This window comes from Labrys sp. Lb11, from assembly GCF_057554225.1.
Genome location: NZ_BAAJOT010000002.1, coordinates 241,668 through 258,886 on the forward strand (window position 1 = coordinate 241,668; position 17,219 = coordinate 258,886).

15 protein-coding genes are annotated in these 17,219 nt (G+C 66.5%); 9 read left to right on the forward strand and 6 right to left on the reverse strand.

The genetic code is table 11. From position 1 onward, the window contains the following. The first annotated feature begins 174 nt into the window (after positions 1-174). Positions 175-1,947, forward strand: coding sequence for a glyoxylate carboligase (gene gcl / locus AC27L4_RS06290; protein ID WP_487141203.1), 1,773 nt, complete (start codon positions 175-177; stop codon positions 1,945-1,947). A gap of 84 nt (positions 1,948-2,031) precedes the next feature. After that, entirely contained in the window at positions 2,032-2,934 is a 903-nt protein-coding gene (locus AC27L4_RS06295) for a 2-hydroxy-3-oxopropionate reductase (protein ID WP_487141205.1), read from the forward strand. A gap of 121 nt (positions 2,935-3,055) precedes the next feature. On the opposite strand, the gene AC27L4_RS06300 is transcribed toward AC27L4_RS06295, so the two are convergent. Genes AC27L4_RS06300 through AC27L4_RS06325 form a run of 6 tightly spaced genes read right to left on the reverse strand, consistent with a single transcriptional unit; the run spans position 3,056 to position 8,961 of the window. Beyond that, positions 3,056-4,318, reverse strand: a complete 1,263-nt coding sequence (locus AC27L4_RS06300) for an amidohydrolase family protein (protein WP_487141206.1) — start codon at positions 4,316-4,318, stop codon at positions 3,056-3,058. 15 nt (positions 4,319-4,333) lie between these two features. Then, positions 4,334-5,038 (reverse strand): ABC transporter ATP-binding protein, encoded by a 705-nt coding sequence (locus AC27L4_RS06305; protein ID WP_487141207.1) that lies wholly within the window; start codon positions 5,036-5,038, stop codon positions 4,334-4,336. 39 nt (positions 5,039-5,077) lie between these two features. Next, entirely contained in the window at positions 5,078-6,277 is a 1,200-nt protein-coding gene (locus tag AC27L4_RS06310; protein WP_487141208.1) for an ABC transporter substrate-binding protein, read from the reverse strand. Between the two features lie 43 nt (positions 6,278-6,320). Beyond that, positions 6,321-7,418, reverse strand: a complete 1,098-nt coding sequence (locus tag AC27L4_RS06315) for a branched-chain amino acid ABC transporter permease (RefSeq protein ID WP_487141209.1) — start codon at positions 7,416-7,418, stop codon at positions 6,321-6,323. Further along, positions 7,415-8,308, reverse strand: coding sequence for a branched-chain amino acid ABC transporter permease (locus tag AC27L4_RS06320; RefSeq protein WP_487141210.1), 894 nt, complete (start codon positions 8,306-8,308; stop codon positions 7,415-7,417). The genes AC27L4_RS06315 and AC27L4_RS06320 overlap by 4 nt, the downstream gene beginning before the upstream one ends. A 17-nt stretch (positions 8,309-8,325) precedes the next feature. Beyond that, positions 8,326-8,961 (reverse strand): ABC transporter ATP-binding protein, encoded by a 636-nt coding sequence (locus tag AC27L4_RS06325; RefSeq protein WP_487141914.1) that lies wholly within the window; start codon positions 8,959-8,961, stop codon positions 8,326-8,328. Between the two features lie 691 nt (positions 8,962-9,652). Between AC27L4_RS06325 and AC27L4_RS06330 the strand changes: the two genes are divergently transcribed. The 7 genes from AC27L4_RS06330 (at position 9,653) to AC27L4_RS06360 (ending at position 17,213) form a co-directional block, all read left to right on the forward strand. After that, positions 9,653-10,570 carry an MBL fold metallo-hydrolase gene (locus AC27L4_RS06330; protein WP_487141212.1) on the forward strand — a complete coding sequence of 306 codons (918 nt, stop codon included), beginning with the start codon at positions 9,653-9,655 and terminating at the stop codon, positions 10,568-10,570. 141 nt (positions 10,571-10,711) lie between these two features. Next, complete coding sequence (locus AC27L4_RS06335; protein WP_487141214.1) at positions 10,712-11,464, forward strand: SDR family oxidoreductase; 753 nt, start codon at positions 10,712-10,714, stop codon at positions 11,462-11,464. Between the two features lie 63 nt (positions 11,465-11,527). Further along, positions 11,528-11,953 carry a cupin domain-containing protein gene (locus AC27L4_RS06340; protein WP_487141216.1) on the forward strand — a complete coding sequence of 142 codons (426 nt, stop codon included), beginning with the start codon at positions 11,528-11,530 and terminating at the stop codon, positions 11,951-11,953. A gap of 68 nt (positions 11,954-12,021) precedes the next feature. Further along, on the forward strand, positions 12,022-12,969 hold the full coding sequence (locus AC27L4_RS06345; protein ID WP_487141218.1) for a mechanosensitive ion channel family protein: 948 nt from the start codon (positions 12,022-12,024) through the stop codon (positions 12,967-12,969). 317 nt (positions 12,970-13,286) lie between these two features. Further along, the gene (locus AC27L4_RS06350) at positions 13,287-16,217 is read left to right on the forward strand and encodes a PAS domain-containing protein (protein ID WP_487141219.1); all 2,931 of its coding nucleotides are present in this window, start codon (positions 13,287-13,289) and stop codon (positions 16,215-16,217) included. Beyond that, on the forward strand, positions 16,207-16,848 hold the full coding sequence (locus AC27L4_RS06355; protein ID WP_487141220.1) for a response regulator transcription factor: 642 nt from the start codon (positions 16,207-16,209) through the stop codon (positions 16,846-16,848). Before AC27L4_RS06350 ends, AC27L4_RS06355 begins: the two co-directional genes overlap by 11 nt. A 2-nt stretch (positions 16,849-16,850) precedes the next feature. Next, entirely contained in the window at positions 16,851-17,213 is a 363-nt protein-coding gene (locus tag AC27L4_RS06360) for a response regulator (RefSeq protein ID WP_487141222.1), read from the forward strand. Positions 17,214-17,219 lie beyond the last annotated feature (6 nt).

Genomic DNA, 17,219 nt, shown 5'->3' on the forward strand with positions numbered 1-17,219 from the left:
GCGACCGCGAGCCTTCCCCCAAGCGGCCGGCGGCGGGACGCGGCTGTGCGGCCCCCGCCGGAGCCGGCGTCGTGATTCATTCGCCGATCGAATAAGTGTTATGATGGCCGCCGCCTTGGACCGGCCAGCGAACCCGGCAAGACTTCCATCCCGACATTCTTGGGAGAACCGGCCATGGCTCGCATGACCGCCGCTCAGGCGGCCGTTCTGGTGATGGAACGCGAAGGCATCACCACGGCCTTCGGCATTCCCGGCGCCGCCATCAACCCGCTTTATGCGGCGCTGCGCCCGCGCAACACCATCCGCCATATCCTCGCCCGTCACGTCGAGGGCGCGGCGCACATGGCCGAGGGCTACACCCGCGCCAGGGCCGGCAATATCGGTGTGTGCATCGGCACCTCCGGCCCGGCCGGCACCGACATGATCACCGGCCTCTACTCGGCCTCGGCCGACTCCATCCCGATCCTCTGCATCACCGGCCAGGCGCCGCGCGCGCGCCTCCACAAGGAGGATTTCCAGGCCGTCGACATCGAGGCGATCGCCCGCCCCGTCTGCAAATGGGCGGTGACCGTGCGCGAGCCGGCTCTGGTGCCGCGGGTCTTCCAGCAAGCCTTCCACGTCATGCGCTCGGGCCGGCCCGGCCCGGTGCTGATCGACCTGCCGATCGACGTCCAGCTGGCAGAGATCGAGTTCGACATCGAGACCTACGAGCCGCTGCCGGTCTACAAGCCCCGCGCCAGCCGGGCGCAGGTGGAGAAGGCCCTCGCCATGCTGGGCGAGGCGGAACGGCCGCTGATCGTCGCCGGCGGCGGCATCATCAACGCCGACGCCTCGGACAAGCTTGTCGAGTTCGCCGAGATCCTCGGCGTGCCGGTGGTGCCGACCCTGATGGGCTGGGGCGCCATTCCCGACGACCATCGGCTGATGGCCGGCATGGTCGGTCTGCAGACCAGCCACCGCTACGGCAACGCCACCTTCCTCGACAGCGATTTCGTGCTCGGCATCGGCAATCGCTGGGCCAACCGCCACACCGGCGGCATCGACACCTACACCAGGGGCCGCAAGTTCGTGCATGTCGACATCGAGCCGACCCAGATCGGCCGCGTCTTCATGCCCGATTACGGCGTCGTCTCCGATGCGGCGGCGGCGCTGGAGCTGTTCGTCGCCGTGGCGACGGAATGGAAGGCGGCCGGCCGCCTGAAGGACTACGGCGCCTGGGTCGAGGCCGGCCGGCAGCGGCGGCGCCAACTGCTGCGCCGCACCCATTTCGACGACGTGCCGATCAAGCCGCAGCGCGTCTACGAGGAGATGAACCGCGCCATCGGCCGCGAGGTCACCTATGTCGCCACCATCGGCCTGTCGCAGATCGCCGCCGCCCAGTTCCTGCACGTCTACAAGCCGCGCAGCTGGATCAATTGCGGCCAGGCCGGCCCGCTCGGCTGGACCGTCCCTGCGGCGCTCGGCGTGCGCGCCGCCGATCCCGGGCGCGAGATCGTCGGCGTCGCCGGCGACTACGACTTCCAGTTCCTGATGGAAGAACTGGCCGTCGGCGCCCAGTTCAACCTGCCTTACCTGCAGATCCTCCTGAACAACGCCTATCTCGGCCTGATCCGCCAGGCCCAGCGCAGCTTCGAGATGGATTACTGCGTCCAGCTCTCCTTCGACAACGTCAACGCCCCCGGTCTGCAGGGCTATGGCGTCGACCATGTCGCCGTCGCCCAGGGGCTCGGCTGCAAGGCGATCCGGGTGACGCAGCCCGGCGAGATCGTCGGCGCCATCGAGCAGGCCCGGGCCTGGATGAAGGAGTTCAGGGTGCCGGTGGTGGTCGAGATCATGCTCGAGCGCGTCACCAACATCGCCATGGGCCCGGAGATCGACGAGATCGTCGAGTTCGAGCTGCCCGCGCAGGAGCCGGCCGACGCACCGCTGGCGCTGCTCGCGGATTGACGGCCGACCGGTTCGACCCGCAGCAGCGGGCCGGCTATGCTGGCCCGGCGCGCCAAGCCGTGCGCAACAGAGGAGTGAAGAGGCATGAAGATCGGCTTCGTCGGCCTCGGCATCATGGGCACGCCCATGGCCGGCCACCTGATCGCGGGCGGGCATCAGCTCTATCTCGCGACCCGTTCGCGCGTGCCCGACAGCCTGGTCGCAGCCGGCGGCATCGCCTGCGCGAGCCCGGCTGAGGCCGCCCGGCAGGCCGAGCTGATCATCACCATGGTGCCGGACACGCCGGACGTGGAAGCCGCGCTGTTCGGCGACAACGGCGTCGCCAAGGGCCTCTCGGCCGGCAAGGTCGTCGTCGACATGAGCTCGATCTCGCCGGTGGCGACCAAGGACTTCGCCGCCCGCATCAACGCGCTGGGCTGCGACTACCTCGACGCTCCGGTCTCCGGCGGCGATGCCGGTGCCAAGGCCGCCACGCTCTCGATCATGGTCGGCGGGCCGCAGGCGGCCTTCGAGCGGGCGAAGCCGGTGTTCGCCCTGATGGGCAGGAACATCACCCTGGTCGGCTGCAACGGCGACGGCCAGACCACCAAGGTCGCCAACCAGATCATCGTCGCCCTCACCATCGAAGCCGTGGCCGAAGGGCTGCTGTTCGCCTCGCGCGCCGGCGCCGATCCCGTCAAGGTTCGCCAGGCGCTGATGGGAGGCCTCGCCACCTCGCGCATCCTGGAGCTGCATGGCGAGCGGATGATCAAGCGCACCTTCGATCCGGGCTTTCGCATCGCCCTGCACCAGAAGGACCTGAACCTCGCCCTGTCGAGCGCCCGCGCCCTCGGCATGCCCCTGCCCAACACGGCGACGGCGCAAGAGCTGTTCAACACCTGCGTCGCCCATGGCGGCGAGGCCTGGGACCATTCCGCCATCGTCCGGGCCCTGGAGATCATGGCCGATCACACGGTGGCCGCGCCGGCGCAGGAACCGTCCGCTTAAGGGCCGGAGCGCAAAAACCCGTTCCCGCGACCGTGGGAACGGGCCCTTGTCTCATCGTGGAGGCTGACGCCCCGCCTCGGGCCCTGCGAGCGGGGAATGCGGCCGTCCGTCCTCCTTGGCGTCAGCGCGCGGACCAGGCCCTGCCCTCGACGCCGCCGGCCACGGCGCCGTTCTTGATGTGGATGCGCCGGCCCGGCACGTTGCGGAACATGTCGACCAGGTTCGCCGCCGAATGCACGACGAGGTCGGCGCGGGCGCCGGCCGCGACGCCGTAGCCCTCAATGCCGATCAGGCGCGCCGGCCGCGACGTCGTCATCTCGAAGGCCTCGCGCACCTCCGCGTCGGTTCGCATGCCGGTGCTGAGGCAGGTCATGTAGGCGGTGTCGACCGGATCCATCCGGTTGAAGCGGAACCAGATGTCGTACATGTTGTCGGCTCCGGCACAGACGTTGACGCCGGCGTTCAGGAGTTCCTTGGCGCGCGAGGATCCGCGGTTGACCGGGGTGACGCCGTTGCCGCCCAGCATCTGCAGGTTGGCGATCGGCAGGATGATCACGTCGATCTGCGCCTGCCGGACCTTGTCGATCACGCGCGCGGCCTCGTCGTCGGGATAGACGGCGAGCGCGCAGCAATGGTCGGCCGCCACCCGGCCCTGGAGGCCGCGCTCCAGCGTCATGTCCGCCAGCATCTCAAGGGTCTTGAACTGCGGCAGGTCGGTATAGTCGCAGTGCATGTCGACCTTGGCGTCGAACGCCTCGGCGATGTCGAGGATCGTTGCGATGTGGGTGCGCTGGTCCTCCACCGTCCGCTCGAATTCCGGCAGGCCGCCGACCAGCTTGATGCCCATGCGCAGCGCCTCGCGCAGCAGATCCGGCGCCGCCGGATCGGTGACGATGCCCTCCTGCGGAAAGGCCACGATCTCGACGTCGATCAGGCCGGCGAAGCGCTCGCGCGCCCGCATCACCCCCTCGAGCGAGATGAGCCGGGTCGCGAAATCCACGTCGACCTGCGAGCGGATGCAGCCGAGCCCCTGCGCCACCGCCAGATCCAGCGCGGCGCAGACGCGGGCCTCGACATCGGCGACCGTGAACTGCGCCTTGGCCTCACGGGCGCGGGCGAAGGCCTCGCCATAGGAGGTGGCGCCGACATAGTCGCGCGACAGGACCTTGTCCAAATGGAAATGGGGGTCGACGAAGCTGGTCGTCACGAGCCCGCCGCCCGCGTCGATCTCCCGCGCAGCCGACGTCCTGATCCTGTCGTGGATGGCCGCGATCCGGCCGTTCGCGATGGCGATGTCGCAGGCGCCGGGGCGGTCGAGCAGCCGCGCGCCGGTGATCAGGATATCGCAGGAATCCAGGCTGATGGCCCCGGGCGTGTCGGTCACGGCGATGTCTCCAGTCTATGAGCCGAGATAGGCATTGATGACGAGCGGGTTGTGGCGCACCTCCTTCGGCGTGCCGGACGCGATGACCCGTCCCTCGGCCAGGACGACCACCCGGTCGCAGACATTCATGATCACGTTGAGGTCGTGGTCGATGATCACGACCCCGCAGCCCCTGCGCTCGCGGATGCCCTGGATGACCCCGACCAGTTCCCGCGACTCGGCGTGGTTGAGGCCGGCGGTCGGCTCGTCGATCAGCAGGAACTCCAGCTTCCCGGCGATGGCGCGGGCGATCTCCAGGCGGCGCTGCATGCCGTAGGAAAGTTCCGAGGCGATGCGCCCGTGATGCTGGGTGAAGCTCAGCTCCTCGAGCGCGCGCCAGGCATTCTCGCGGCGGTTGCCGCGGTCGAGGCAGGCGGCCGCCACCTCGACCGTCTCCAGCACCGTGAAGGCCGGGAACAGGCGGATGTTCTGGAAGGTGCGCCGGATGCCCAGGCGGGCCGCGTCGCGCAGCGACACGCTCGACCAGGTCCGTTCGCCCATGCGAAAGCGCCCGCCGCTCGGCACGAACACGCCGGATATGACGTTGAGAAGCGTCGTCTTCCCCGAGCCGTTCGGGCCGATGAGGCCGACGATCTCGCCCTTGGCGATATCGATGTCGACCCCGGCCAGGGCGGTCACGCCCTTGAACTTCATGACGACGCCGCTTGCTTCAAGATGCATGGTCCGCCCCCGATCCCGATGAGGAAGCCGCCGGGCCCGTCACTTCACCGCCGGGAACTTTTCCGGGAAGCCGACGGAGTCGGTCAGGAACTTGCGCTTCTCCAGGTCGAACTTGACCAGCGCATAGTCCTTCTTCGGAATGCCGCGGCCGATCGGGCTGTTCTTGAAGGTGATCGGCCCGGTGGCGCCCTGCACGTTCTCGATGGCGTCGAGCGCGTCGCGCACCGCCTTGCCGTCCGTGCTGTTCGCCGCCTCGACGGCGGCGGCGACGCTCACGACCAGGTCGTAGCCGAGCGCCGTCTGCAGGGATTCGGGGTCCGAGCCGAACTTGGTCCGGTACTCGGCCTCGAACTTTTCGAAGGTCGAGCCGGGCGTGCGGTTGCCGCCATAGGTGGACATGACGGACAGCGCGAGCTGCTTGCCGGCCTCGAAGATCACCGGCGTGTCGTTGCCGTCGACCAGCAGGATCGGCTTGGTGTTGCCGAGGCGGTCGAGGTCCTTCAGGAAGCCGGTCGTATCCGGCGGGAAGGTGTTGGACATGATGACGTCGGCGTCGCTGTTGACCATCTTGGCGGCGGTCACGCGGTAGCTGCTGTCCCCGAGCGTGTAGGAGGCCTCGCCGACGATCTCGCCGCCGAGCTCGCGGAAGCGCTGCTCGAACGCCGCGGCCAGGGTGTGAGTATAGCCCTCGCTCTTGGATTTCAGCGTGAAGGCCTTCTTGTATCCCTGCTTGGCCGCATGCTCGGCCAGGAAGGCGCCCTGGGTCTGCGTGCCCGGCACGTTCAGGAAGCCGAAGCCCTCGGGCACCTGGCTCGGCCCGGCCGCGTCGGCGCCGCAGCTGCTGATCACCGGCTTGGAGGCCTTGGCCGCCATCTGGGCGCCGGGCAGCGACACGTCGGTGTCGCAGGTCGTGACGATGAAATCGGCGCCGTCATTGATCAGTTCCTGGACGACGGTGGCGCCGAGCATCGGATCGGACTTCATATCGCGCCGGTCGAGCACGATCTTCACCTTGCCGGCAATGCCGCCCTTGGCGTTGATCTCGTCGATGGCGACGTCCATGCCCTTCGCCAGCGGCTCGTCGACGAAGGACAGGTAGTTCGATTTGTCGGACGCCCAGCCGATCTTGTAGCTGGTGCCGGCTTCGAGGCCGGCGGCACCGGCGCCGGCCGGCAGGCCCAGGATCATCGCGACCGAGAGCAGCTGCGCTCTGTGGCGCTGTTTCGACGTGTCGATCATTTTCGTTTCCCCTCTTTTCTGGTTTTTGCCGTCCTGGGCTCCCCTAGGACTTGGCGGAGCCCGGAACGTCGTTCGGCCGGATCGCCGGGGACGTGCCGGCGGACTGCGCCCGCGTCAGCCATGTCCGCAGCAGATCCTCGATCTCCCAGCGCCCGAGCAGGCCCTGCGGCCTGACCGTCAAGGTGAAGACGATGAGCAGCGCCAGCACCGCGGTGGTCAGGCCGGGCGCTTCGCTGAGATTGAACGGCCCGATCGAGAAGCCGTTCTCCAGGCGCCGCAAGCCCTCGGCGAGGACGGTGATGAGCGCGGTTCCGGCGACGGCTCCGGTCATCGAGCTTCCGCCGACGATGACCATGGTCACGAGGAGGAACGTGAGCTCGAAGTGGAAGGCCTTGGGCAGGATGGCGCCGATGTAATGGGCATAGAGCGCCCCGGCGACCGCAGAGCCGGCGGCGCTGAACAGCCACATCACGTAGCGGGCGTTGATGATGTCGACGCCCGATGCCTTCGCCGCGATATGGTCCTGGCTGCTGGCCCGCAGGCCTAGGCCGATGTCGGAGTCCCGGAGCAGGCGCGCCGCGCCCAGGACGAGGGCGAAGACGCCGACGCACCAGCCCAGCGTCGTATAGGCCGGGATGCCGCTGAAGGCCTTCGACCCGCGCGTCAGATCCTCCGCATTCGACAGCACCGTGAAGACGATGACCATGAAGCCCAGCGTCGCCACGGCGCCGGCCGCCCCGCTGAGCCTGACCATGACGCGGCCGATGATCGCCGCGACGACCGTGGCCACGCCGGCGCCGATGAGCATGGCGGGCAGGAACGGCAGTTCGGCGTTCAGGATGAAGGCCGGCGCGTTCGGGATAGCCGCCGCCTTGATCGCCGGGTCGGCGGTGAACAGGGCGGAGCCGTAGGCTCCGAGCGCCATGAACCCGACATGGCCGAAGGAGATCACGCCGGAGTTCCCGGCATAGCTCTGCAGCGCCACCGCGGCGGTCGCGTTGATCAGGAAGACGGTGAGGATGCGTTCATCGGTCGACGAGCCGACCAGGAGGACGAGGCCGATCGCCGCGCCGGCGAGGACCAGGATCAGGGCGGAGCCCTGCAGCGACTGCGCCCACCACTTGGTGTCAGGCCGGCTCATACCCGCTGCTCCTCGACCTGCCGCACGCCGAAGAGCCCGCCCGAGCGCCAGCGCAGGATGATGATGGTGATGCCGAAGACGATCGCGTCGAGATAGGGGCTGAAGCTGTCCGACAGGAGCGCGTTGGACCCCACTTCCAGGAAAGCGAGCAGGAAGCCGCCGACCACCGCCGCCGGCAGGCTGCCGAGGCCGCCGATGACGCAGGCGATGAAGCCCTTCATCATCGGCCCGAAGCCGGAGGAGGGCACGACGTTGGGCACCGTCGCGAAGTAGAAGAGCGCGGCGATGCCGGCCAAGGCGCCCGACAGCGCGAAGGCGCCGACGAAGAGCGCGTTGGCCCTGATGCCCATCAGCCGCGTGGTGTGGAAATCGTCGGCGGCGGAGCGCAGCGCCAGGCCGATCACCGTCCTGCGCAGGAACAGCGTCAGGCCGACGACGATCAGGCCGGTGATCAGGATGATCGCGACGTCCAGCCACTGCACGCGCAGCGTGCCGATCTGCAGGGTGGCGTCGACGAAGAGCGGCAGCTCGATGCCCTTGGGCCGCGCGCCGAACACCAGGAGGAACAGGCTCTGCAGCGCCACCGACACCGCGAAGGACGTCATCAGCAGCGTCATCGGCTGGGCGTTGCGCAGGCGGCGATAGGCGACGCGCTCGAGCAGCAGCGCCGCCGCGACGGCCGCCATCACCGCGGCAATGGCCGAGATGATCCAATGCATGCCCGCCGACAGCGTCGCGAACAGGGTGTAGCCCGCCACCGTCATAAGCTCGCCATGCGCGAAGTTGGCCAGGCGCAGGATCCCGAACAGGATCGCCACGCCCAGCGCCACCAGCGCATAGATCGATCCCAGGGACAGCGCGTTGATGATCTGCTGGAACGCAAGCTGCATCGCCGTGTCCTAGTGCCCTAATGTCCGAGATAGGCGCTTTCGATGGCGCTGCCGGCGATGTCGCCGGCGGCGCCCGACAGCTCGACGCTGCCGCTCGCCAGGACATAGGCCCGGTCGGCGATCTTCAGCGCCCGGTCGGCGTTCTGCTCGACCAGCAGGATCGTCACCTTGCGCGCCTTCAGCGCCGCGATGATCTCGAAGATCCGGTTGACCATGATCGGCGCGAGACCGAGGGAAGGCTCGTCGAGCAGCAGAAGCTGCGGCCGGGCCAGCAGCGCCCGCGCGATCGCCACCTGCTGCTGCTCGCCGCCGGACAGGAGGCCCGCCTGCTCGTGGGCGCGGGTGTGGATGATCGGAAACATCTCCTCCAGCCGCAGCCGTTCGCGCTCGAACTCGGCCCAGCCGAGCGCCGCCGCGCCGAGCCGCAGGTTTTCGCGGACCGTCATGTTGCCGAACAGGCGGCGGCCTTCGGGCACCAGGGCGATACCGCGCCGGACGATTGTTTCGGTGCTCTCCTGCGCGATGTCCGCGCCGTTGAAGACGATCGAGCCGCCCGAACGCGGAGCCAGGCCGACGATCGCATTCAGCGTACTCGATTTGCCGGCTCCATTCGCCCCGAGCAGCACGATCGTCTCGCCCTGCGCGATCTCCATGTCCACGGCACGCACCGCTTCAACCGATCCGTAAGCAACCGAAAGCCTGGAAATCCGGAGGATCGTCTTCGCCGGGGCAGGCGAAGAGGCGGGGTCGAAATGCGCTTGCGCCGAGGAAAGCATCTCAACTCACTATCCATTATATGGATATCGTATCTACATGCGTACCATGCAACAGATTGGCTGGCAAGGGTAGCGCCCTGCGCCGAAAGCCTGTCGGTGCGCCCGATCCCACCCGCGGCGTCGCCAGGAACCGGGGCGGACGAGAGGTCCTGTGAGGCCGCCGGCGCCTTCCCGCCGAAGCGCGTTGCCCTTTTGGGCGGCGGCGTGACCGGCCTTGTCACGCCTGATCGGGCAGGCGCCACCAACATTCCGACGGAATCCTACCTCGGGCAGATCAGCCGGGCCTGGCGGCATCGGCGGAGGATTTTTGCAGCGCCTCCGAAATGCCCCCGGCCGATTGCTGCCGCTTTTTACGCCCGAAGCCCGCGGCCCGACGGCCGCCATTCAAAACTGTTCCCGCGAGAACCATGACAAGGGCCGATCCAATAATAGGTGCCCACGAAACTGATTATCCGGACCCTATCACATAGTATAGATCACTCTATCCCTCGGCCCAATCGACCGCGAAAGCACCTCGACTTAACGTCGGCGATACCGTGCGTAGAACGGTGGTCAGTAGGAGACAAACATGAGCCTGGACATCGCCTCACGCCCCGGCAGGACGGGGCCCGAAGAACTGGTTCCGTCGCGCTATGCGGTACGGGTTGGCGAGATTGACGTGCTGGTCATCAGCGACGGGGTGCTGCCGCTTCCGACCAAGATGCTGGGACACAATGCCGATCCCGCCGTGCGAGCGGCCTGGCTGAACGACATGTTCCTGCCGCCGGACGCTTTCGACTGGTCGCTGAACGTGGTCGTGGTGCGCAGCGGCGGTCAGACGATCCTCATCGACGCCGGGCTGGGCCTGGATCCCGACCTGAACTTGCCGCGGGCCGGGCAGTTGATCAAGCGACTGCAGGCCGCCGGCATCGATCTGGCGTCCGTCACTGACGTGGTGCTGACCCACATGCACATGGACCATGTCGGCGGGTTGCTCGTCGAGGGAGTGAAAGACCGGCTGCGCCCGGACCTGCGGATCCATGTGGCTGCCGCCGAGGTCAAGTTCTGGGAAGCGCCCGACTTCACGCATGTCAACATGCCCGCGGGATTCCCGGACGCGCTTCGGGCGGCCGCAAAGCGGTTCGCGCAGGAATATCGGAGCCAGCTGCGCCTGTTCGACGAAGAACACGAGGTCGCGCCGGGCGTGGTTGTCCATCGCACTGGCGGCCATACGCCCGGGCATAGCGTGGTCCGATTGGCATCCGGCGGCGACCGGCTGACCTTCGCCGGGGACGCCGTCTTCACGGTCGGGTTCGACCACCCCGACTGGTACAACGGCTTCGAGCACGACCCCGAGGAAGCGGCCCGCGTTCGGATCCGTCTTTTGACGGAGCTCGCGGCGACCGGCGAACAGCTGGTGGCCACCCACTTGCCGTTCCCGTCCGTCGGCCGGGTGGCCGTCGACGGCGACGCCTTCCGATGGGTCCCGGCTTTCTGGGACTACTGAACCCTTATTGGCCAGGGCCGATCCCGGACGCGCCCTCTGGGCCGCGTCCGGTTCGGCTCACAAAGCCGGCCCCGGCGGGACGTTCGTCCACAGACCTATCGAACGGCGCGCCGGCTGGCTGGCTGCGAACGGAGACATCTGATGAAAATCGTGATTATCGGCGGAACCGGCCTGATCGGCTCCAAGACCACGGAGCGCCTGCGCCGGAAGGGGCATGAGGTCGCCGCCGCCGCCCCGAATACCGGCGTCAATACGATCACCGGCGAAGGCCTGGCAGAGGTGCTCAAGGACAGCGAGGTGGTGATCGACCTCGCGAACTCGCCCTCCTTCGAGGACAAGGCCGTGCTCGAATTCTTCCAGACATCGGGCAGGAACCTGATGGCGGCGGAGAAGAAGGCCGGCGTGAAACACCATGTCGCGCTCTCCATCGTCGGCACCGATCGGCTGCCGGGCAGCGGCTATCTTCGCGCCAAGGTTGCGCAGGAAACGATCATCCGGGAAGCCGGCATTCCCTATACGATCGTGCGGTCGACGCAGTTCCTGGAATTCCTCGGCGGCATCGCCCAGGCGGGAACGGTCGGCGGCACGACCCACCTGTCGACGGGCTATCTGCAGCCGATCGCGTCCGACGACGTCGCCGATTTCGTGGCGGAGGCCGCTCTGGCCGAACCGGCCAATGGCATCGTCGAAATCTCCGGCCCCGAACGGGCACGCCTCTGCGATTTCGTCGCGCGTTACCTCAAGGCGATCGGAGATCCTCGTACCGTCGTCGCGGATCCGGAGGCCCGGTATTTCGGGACCAAGCTGGAAGACGGTTCGCTCGTCTCCGACAACAGCCCTCGCATCGGCCGCATTGATTTCGATCGTTGGCTCGCGACGGCAAGCCGAAAATAAAGGCTCGCGGTTGAGCCGTCTTCACGACGGTTCATCAGCTTAAATCATGAAAGGACGATAGACATGTTCAAGTCATTGGCGTGTGCTGTCGCGTTGACGCCCCTCCTGTCAGCTTCAGCTCTTGCGCATGACACGCCCGGCGGCGGCGAAGGCGCAAAGGTTACACTAGTCTATGACCACAAGCTGCCGAACGTCCCGGGCAAGAGCATGAGGGGCGTTCTCGTCGAGTATGCTCCGGGCGGCTTCTCGGAGGGCCACACGCATCCGGCATCGGCCTTCATCTATGCGACCGTGCTCGAAGGGGCGATCCGCAGCCAGGTCAATGATGGCCCCGTCAAGGTCTATAAAGCCGGCGAAAGCTTTTCGGAGCTCCCCGGCGACCGCCACGGCGTCAGCGAAAATGCCAGCAAGGCTCATCCGGCAAAACTGCTCGCCGTCTTCGTGGTCGATACCGCCCAGCAGGAACTGACGTTCCCGCTCGAGAAGTAAGTGAGCGGGGCCGCTCCGGGCGCGTTGCCGTTCTTCGACACAAGCAATCGTTATCGAGATCTCCTCCCATGTTCGGCGATGACCACTTTGTCCCTCTTGTTCTGATCAACATCCTGGGAATTGCCGGTATCGCCGTGTGGCACGTTCAGGGCTGCAGCCGCCCGACAGGCCGCCTGATCGTCCAGATCCTGTTCTTCGCCGGCATGAGCCTCGTGCTCTACATGGGAGGGATTACTCCGCATCAGTCCGATGACGTCTATACCGAGGGCTTGACCACGCTGCTCTCCAAATCGGCCAGGATTCTCTGGTGGACCCATCTCGCCTGGACGATCATCGGCTTTATCCACATCTATGTCAGGCTCAATCGCAAGCCGCGGGAAGCGCATCTCATCCTGGATATGGCGGTTGCCGCCATCTATCTCGGCGTGGCGTTGTCGGTCATGGGGTTGGTCTTCGGCCTGCCGGTCGCCACCTTGGTGACGACCTCGGGTGTCGTCGCGCTCATCCTGGGCCTGGCGTTGCAGAATACGCTCGGCGACGTCTTTTCCGGCATAGCGCTGACGCTCGGCAAGGCCTATGCCATCGGCGACTGGGTGCAGTTGAGCGACGGCACCGCGGGGCGCGTCACCGAAACCAACTGGCGCTCCACCAACCTGCTGACCGGGTTGAACAACATCGTCGTGCTGCCGAACAGCATGCTGGCAAAGCAGAGCCTGACCAGTTTGAGCCGCCCCGATGAGTCGCATCTGATCACGTTGAGCGTGCGCTTTGCCGCCGGACAAAGGCCACGCATTGTGGAGGAGGCCATGCGGTCCGTGCTGGAAGCCAGTACCCGCCTCGTAAAGGATCCGCCGCCGGCCGTTGCCCTGAAAGCCATCGACGCGACGGCAGTCGAAGTGGAGCTGCAGTTCCGTGTCGCGAGCCTCGCCGCAGGGACGTCCGCCAGGAACGAGATCATCGACCTCATCCATGATCGGTGCGAAGCAGGCGGCCTTTCGCTGGCCGCGCCCGCCTAGGCCTCGCTTCCGGTGCCGATGACAACCCACGGCGGCATTTCGCCCGGATGCTGACGCGGCTCGCCCCGTGCGGCTCGGATCCCCCCGGAACATCGGCATGGACCGGCATGACCCGGCCTCGAAGGTCCGGAGAGACGACTGCACGCTCCGACGCCCTGCCGGCCGGTCTCCCTGCAAGTCATGGATTTCCATAAGTGCGGCTGCAGCGTCCCGGCGCTAGTTTCAAGGTGAATTTGCCAGTCGGGTCTTCGAGGGCTGGTGCTAGATGAAGCTGTGACGGTTTCCAGGCATCCCGTCTCCGAAAGGAGCAGCAGATCATGATAGCAGCGCTTCGTCGAACGCCGCCGGCCCTGATGTTCGTCACGCTGGTCGTCGGCCTCGCGGCATGCTGGGTGGCCGGCACTCCCTTCGGCGTCCTGGCGCCGGTCGGCGCTCTCTTCCTTTACGCCCGGGGATATGCGCTCCTGGCGCTCTGGGTCGGGCTGCTGATCGCCTTCGTCGGGTCGGCCTTCGCCGCCCTGCTCTATCCCGGCGCCATACGGGAAGCCGCACTTGCGCTCGCAGCACTTGTCCCGGTGGCCGTGTGTATCGGCCTGCTCCTTGTCCCCGCCCCATCCCCTCGAAGCAGCCGGCTCGGAACCGCGCCTCGGCAGGCGCCTGGTCCCCCGGACGGGTTCGGCGCCGCTCCGGACGGCGCCGCCCAAGGCGCCGTCCATCCGGATGACCGGCCCGCGATCGCACAGGCCGCAGCCTACGCGTTCTGGACGGGCGTGCCGCAAGTGACGAGCTATCGGCTGCGCCAGCCGGACGGCAGTTATCGCTGGACCGAACTGCGCGCCGAGCCGGGCTACGGCGTGAGCGTCGATGTCGACGCGATGGTTTCCGGCCCGGGCGACCGCTGGACCGTCGCGGAATCCCTTGGAACGACCGTAGAAGCCGTAAAGGCGGCCAAGGTGATCGAAAGCCTGCACGGGAAGGCCTGGGCCTTCGACGCGATGGGGAAGTTCACCTATGTCACGCCGGCCGCTCAGGTCGCGATCGACATGGCCCTGGAGGATCTCAATCGCCGCCTGGGCGAGCGTGAGTTCATCGACGGCGGCGAAGCCGGCTGGATGCGCGGCGTCCATCCGGACGATGTCGACAGGGCCGCCTCGACCCTGCGTCATTGCCTGAAGACGGGCGAGCCGTGGAACATCGAATACCGGATGCTGCGGGCGACGGGCCACTATGTCTGGCACCGCATCTCGGCGCGGCCGACACGGGATGGCGAAGGCCGCATCACGGGCTGGTTCGGCACATCGATCGACATCGACGTCTACAAGAAGACCGAGGCCGCCCTGCGGGCAAGGGAGCAGCACCTCGAGCAGCTGATCGACACGGTCCCTGCCATGATCTGGAGCATGACGGCGGAAGGCCACCCCGCTTATCTCAACAAGCGGATGATGGAGGTAACCGGCGCCACGCTCGAGACCGTCATGGCGCCAGACGGATCTCTATCGTTGAAGAAGATGATTCATCCCAATTTTCTGGATCTGGCGGAGCAGACATTCAGCAAGTCCGTCGCGACGGGCATGCCGTACAACATCAAATATCTTCAGCATCGCGCCGACGGCACGTATCGCTGGACTGAAACACGTGCGGAGGCCTTGCGCGACGAAACGGGCAGGATCGTTCGCTGGTATGGCGTATCCGTCGATATCCACGACCTGATCACCACGCAGACGGAACTGCATTTGCGCAAGCAGGAGCTGACGCGCCTCGTCGATCTGGTGCCGAGCCATATCTGGCGTCTGACGCCGGCCGGCGAGCCGAATTTCTTCAATCGCCGTTTCATCGACTTCCTGGGCCTCAACGAAAGCAGCCTCGAAACGCCCCGGACGGAGCAATATGTCGCCGCCCTGAATGCCGCCATCCATCCGGACGACGCCGTCCGTTTGTGGGCCGAGCTCAAGCATTGCCTTCTCACCGGCCAACCTTTCTCGATGCGCTATCGCCTGCGCCGTCATGACGGCGTCTATCGCTGGATGGATGGGCGCGCGGAGCCGCTCCGCGACGAACACGGCAGCATCATCCAGTGGCATGGACTATCCCACGACATCGACGATCAGCTGCGGGGCGAGGAGGCGCTCAGGGAGAGCGAACGTTCGCTGCGTCAGCTGGTCGAGACCCTGCCTGCCCTCATCTACTGCGCCGCGCCGAACGGAGAGCCCATCTATCGCAGCGAGAAGCTGCGGGAATTTCTCGGCTTCGGGCTCGGGGACAAGGATGAGGAGGGCAGGACACGCCTGGCCGGCACTCTCGAGGCGATCATCCATCCCGACGATTTCCCCGATGTCAGAGAGAAATATGGGCTCTCGCTGGCGACGGGTTCCCCCTATGCGATGAAGCACCGCCTCCGACGGGCGGACGGCGAATTTCGCTGGGTTGAGACGCGAACCGCGGCGATGCGGAACGTCGAAGGAAGGATCGTTCAGTGGAACGGCATCTGCTTCGAGATCGAAGATCAGGTGCGTGCGCAGGAAGCGCTGACATTGACGCAGGAGCGCCTGGCGCGTGCAGCACAGGCCGCGAGCCTGGCGGAGCTCTCCGCCTCGATCGCCCACGAGGTCAACCAGCCGCTCGCCGCCGTGGTCGCCAATTCCCATGCGTGCCAACGCTGGCTCACCTCGGACCCGCCCAATCTGGAGCGGGCGCAGAGGACCGTCGAGCGCATCATCCGCGACGCAAACTCCGCGGCCGACGTCGTCGGCAGGGTCCGTGCCCTGTTCCGGCAGACGGTCGAAGCGCGAAGCCTCTGCCAGCTCGACACCATTCTCCATGAGGCCCGGGATCTGATGCTGGAAGAAGCGACCCGGCGCCGCATCCGTATCGAGATCGATGTCGAGGCAGGGCTTCCGCCGCTGGCCCTGGACCGCATCCAGATCCAGCAGGTTCTCGTCAACCTGATCCGCAACGGCATGGAGGCGATGGCGCCTGCACAGCCTGGGGCGCTTCACGTCAGGTCCACGCGCGCCGACGACCTGATCCGGACCGAAGTCCGGGACACGGGCGAGGGTATTGGCGCCCCGGAAAAGATATTCGAGCCCTTCTTCTCGACCAAATCCAATGGCATGGGCATGGGGCTGGCGATATCGCGAACCATCATCGAATCCCATGGTGGGCGTCTGTGGGCCGAGAACAACCAGCCCAGCGGGTCGACGTTCATCTTCACCCTGCCTGTCGAAGTGAAGGCGGATCATGACCGTTGACGACGCCATCGTGTTCGTCGTCGACGACGACGACGCTCTCGGGGAGGCCCTAGGCGAGCTGCTGGCGGCAAACGGGGTCCGATCCGCCCTGTTCAAGTCGGCTGGTGAGTATATCGGCTCGAACAAGCCCGACCTCCCGGCCTGCCTGATCCTCGATGTCGAGCTTCCCGACATCAACGGCCTCGATCTGCAACGGCAGATCGCGCACGCAGACTATCCGCCGATCGTGTTCATTACCGGGCATGGCGACATTCCTTCATCGGTGCGCGCCATCAAGCATGGCGCCGTCGATTTCCTGACCAAGCCGTTCAGCGACACGGCGCTTCTGGGGGCGATCCGCTCGGCGATCGCGCAGGATCGGGTCACCAGGGCGAAGCGGGCGGAGCTTGCGCTGCTGAGACAGCGTTATCGGGAGTTATCTCCGCGCGAGCGTGAAGTCCTGCCTCTGGTGGTGAGCGGGCTCCTCAACAAGCAGGCAGCCGCCGAGCTCGGCATCAGCGAAGTCACCCTTCAGATCCATAGAAGAAACGTCATGCAAAAAATGGCGGCGTCATCGTTCGCCGACCTGGTGCGAATTGCGGAGCGGCTGGAAATTCCGATCCGGTACTCGCGCCGGATGGGAGGTACCTGAGCTTGAGCAAGCATAAATATGTCGTGGCTGTCGTCGATGACGATCCGAGACTGCTCGAATCGCTCGAGGATCTGCTCGAGTCGGCCGGATATGCGGTGCGCAGCTTCCCTTCTGCGGCAACATTGACCGCGGTCGGCTTCTCCGGATTGGATCTTCTCATCACGGATATCGGCATGCCGGGGTTGGACGGCTTCGAGCTGCGCGACCTCGTGAACGGGGAACGCCCGGACCTGCCGGTCTTTCTCATCACCGGGCGCCACGAGATCGCCGACCAGGTCCGGGCACGCGCCGTGGAGGGCTTCTTCTGCAAGCCCTTCGATGGCCAGATCCTGCTCGCGGCGATCGCAAGAGCCTTGCATCAATAGAAATCG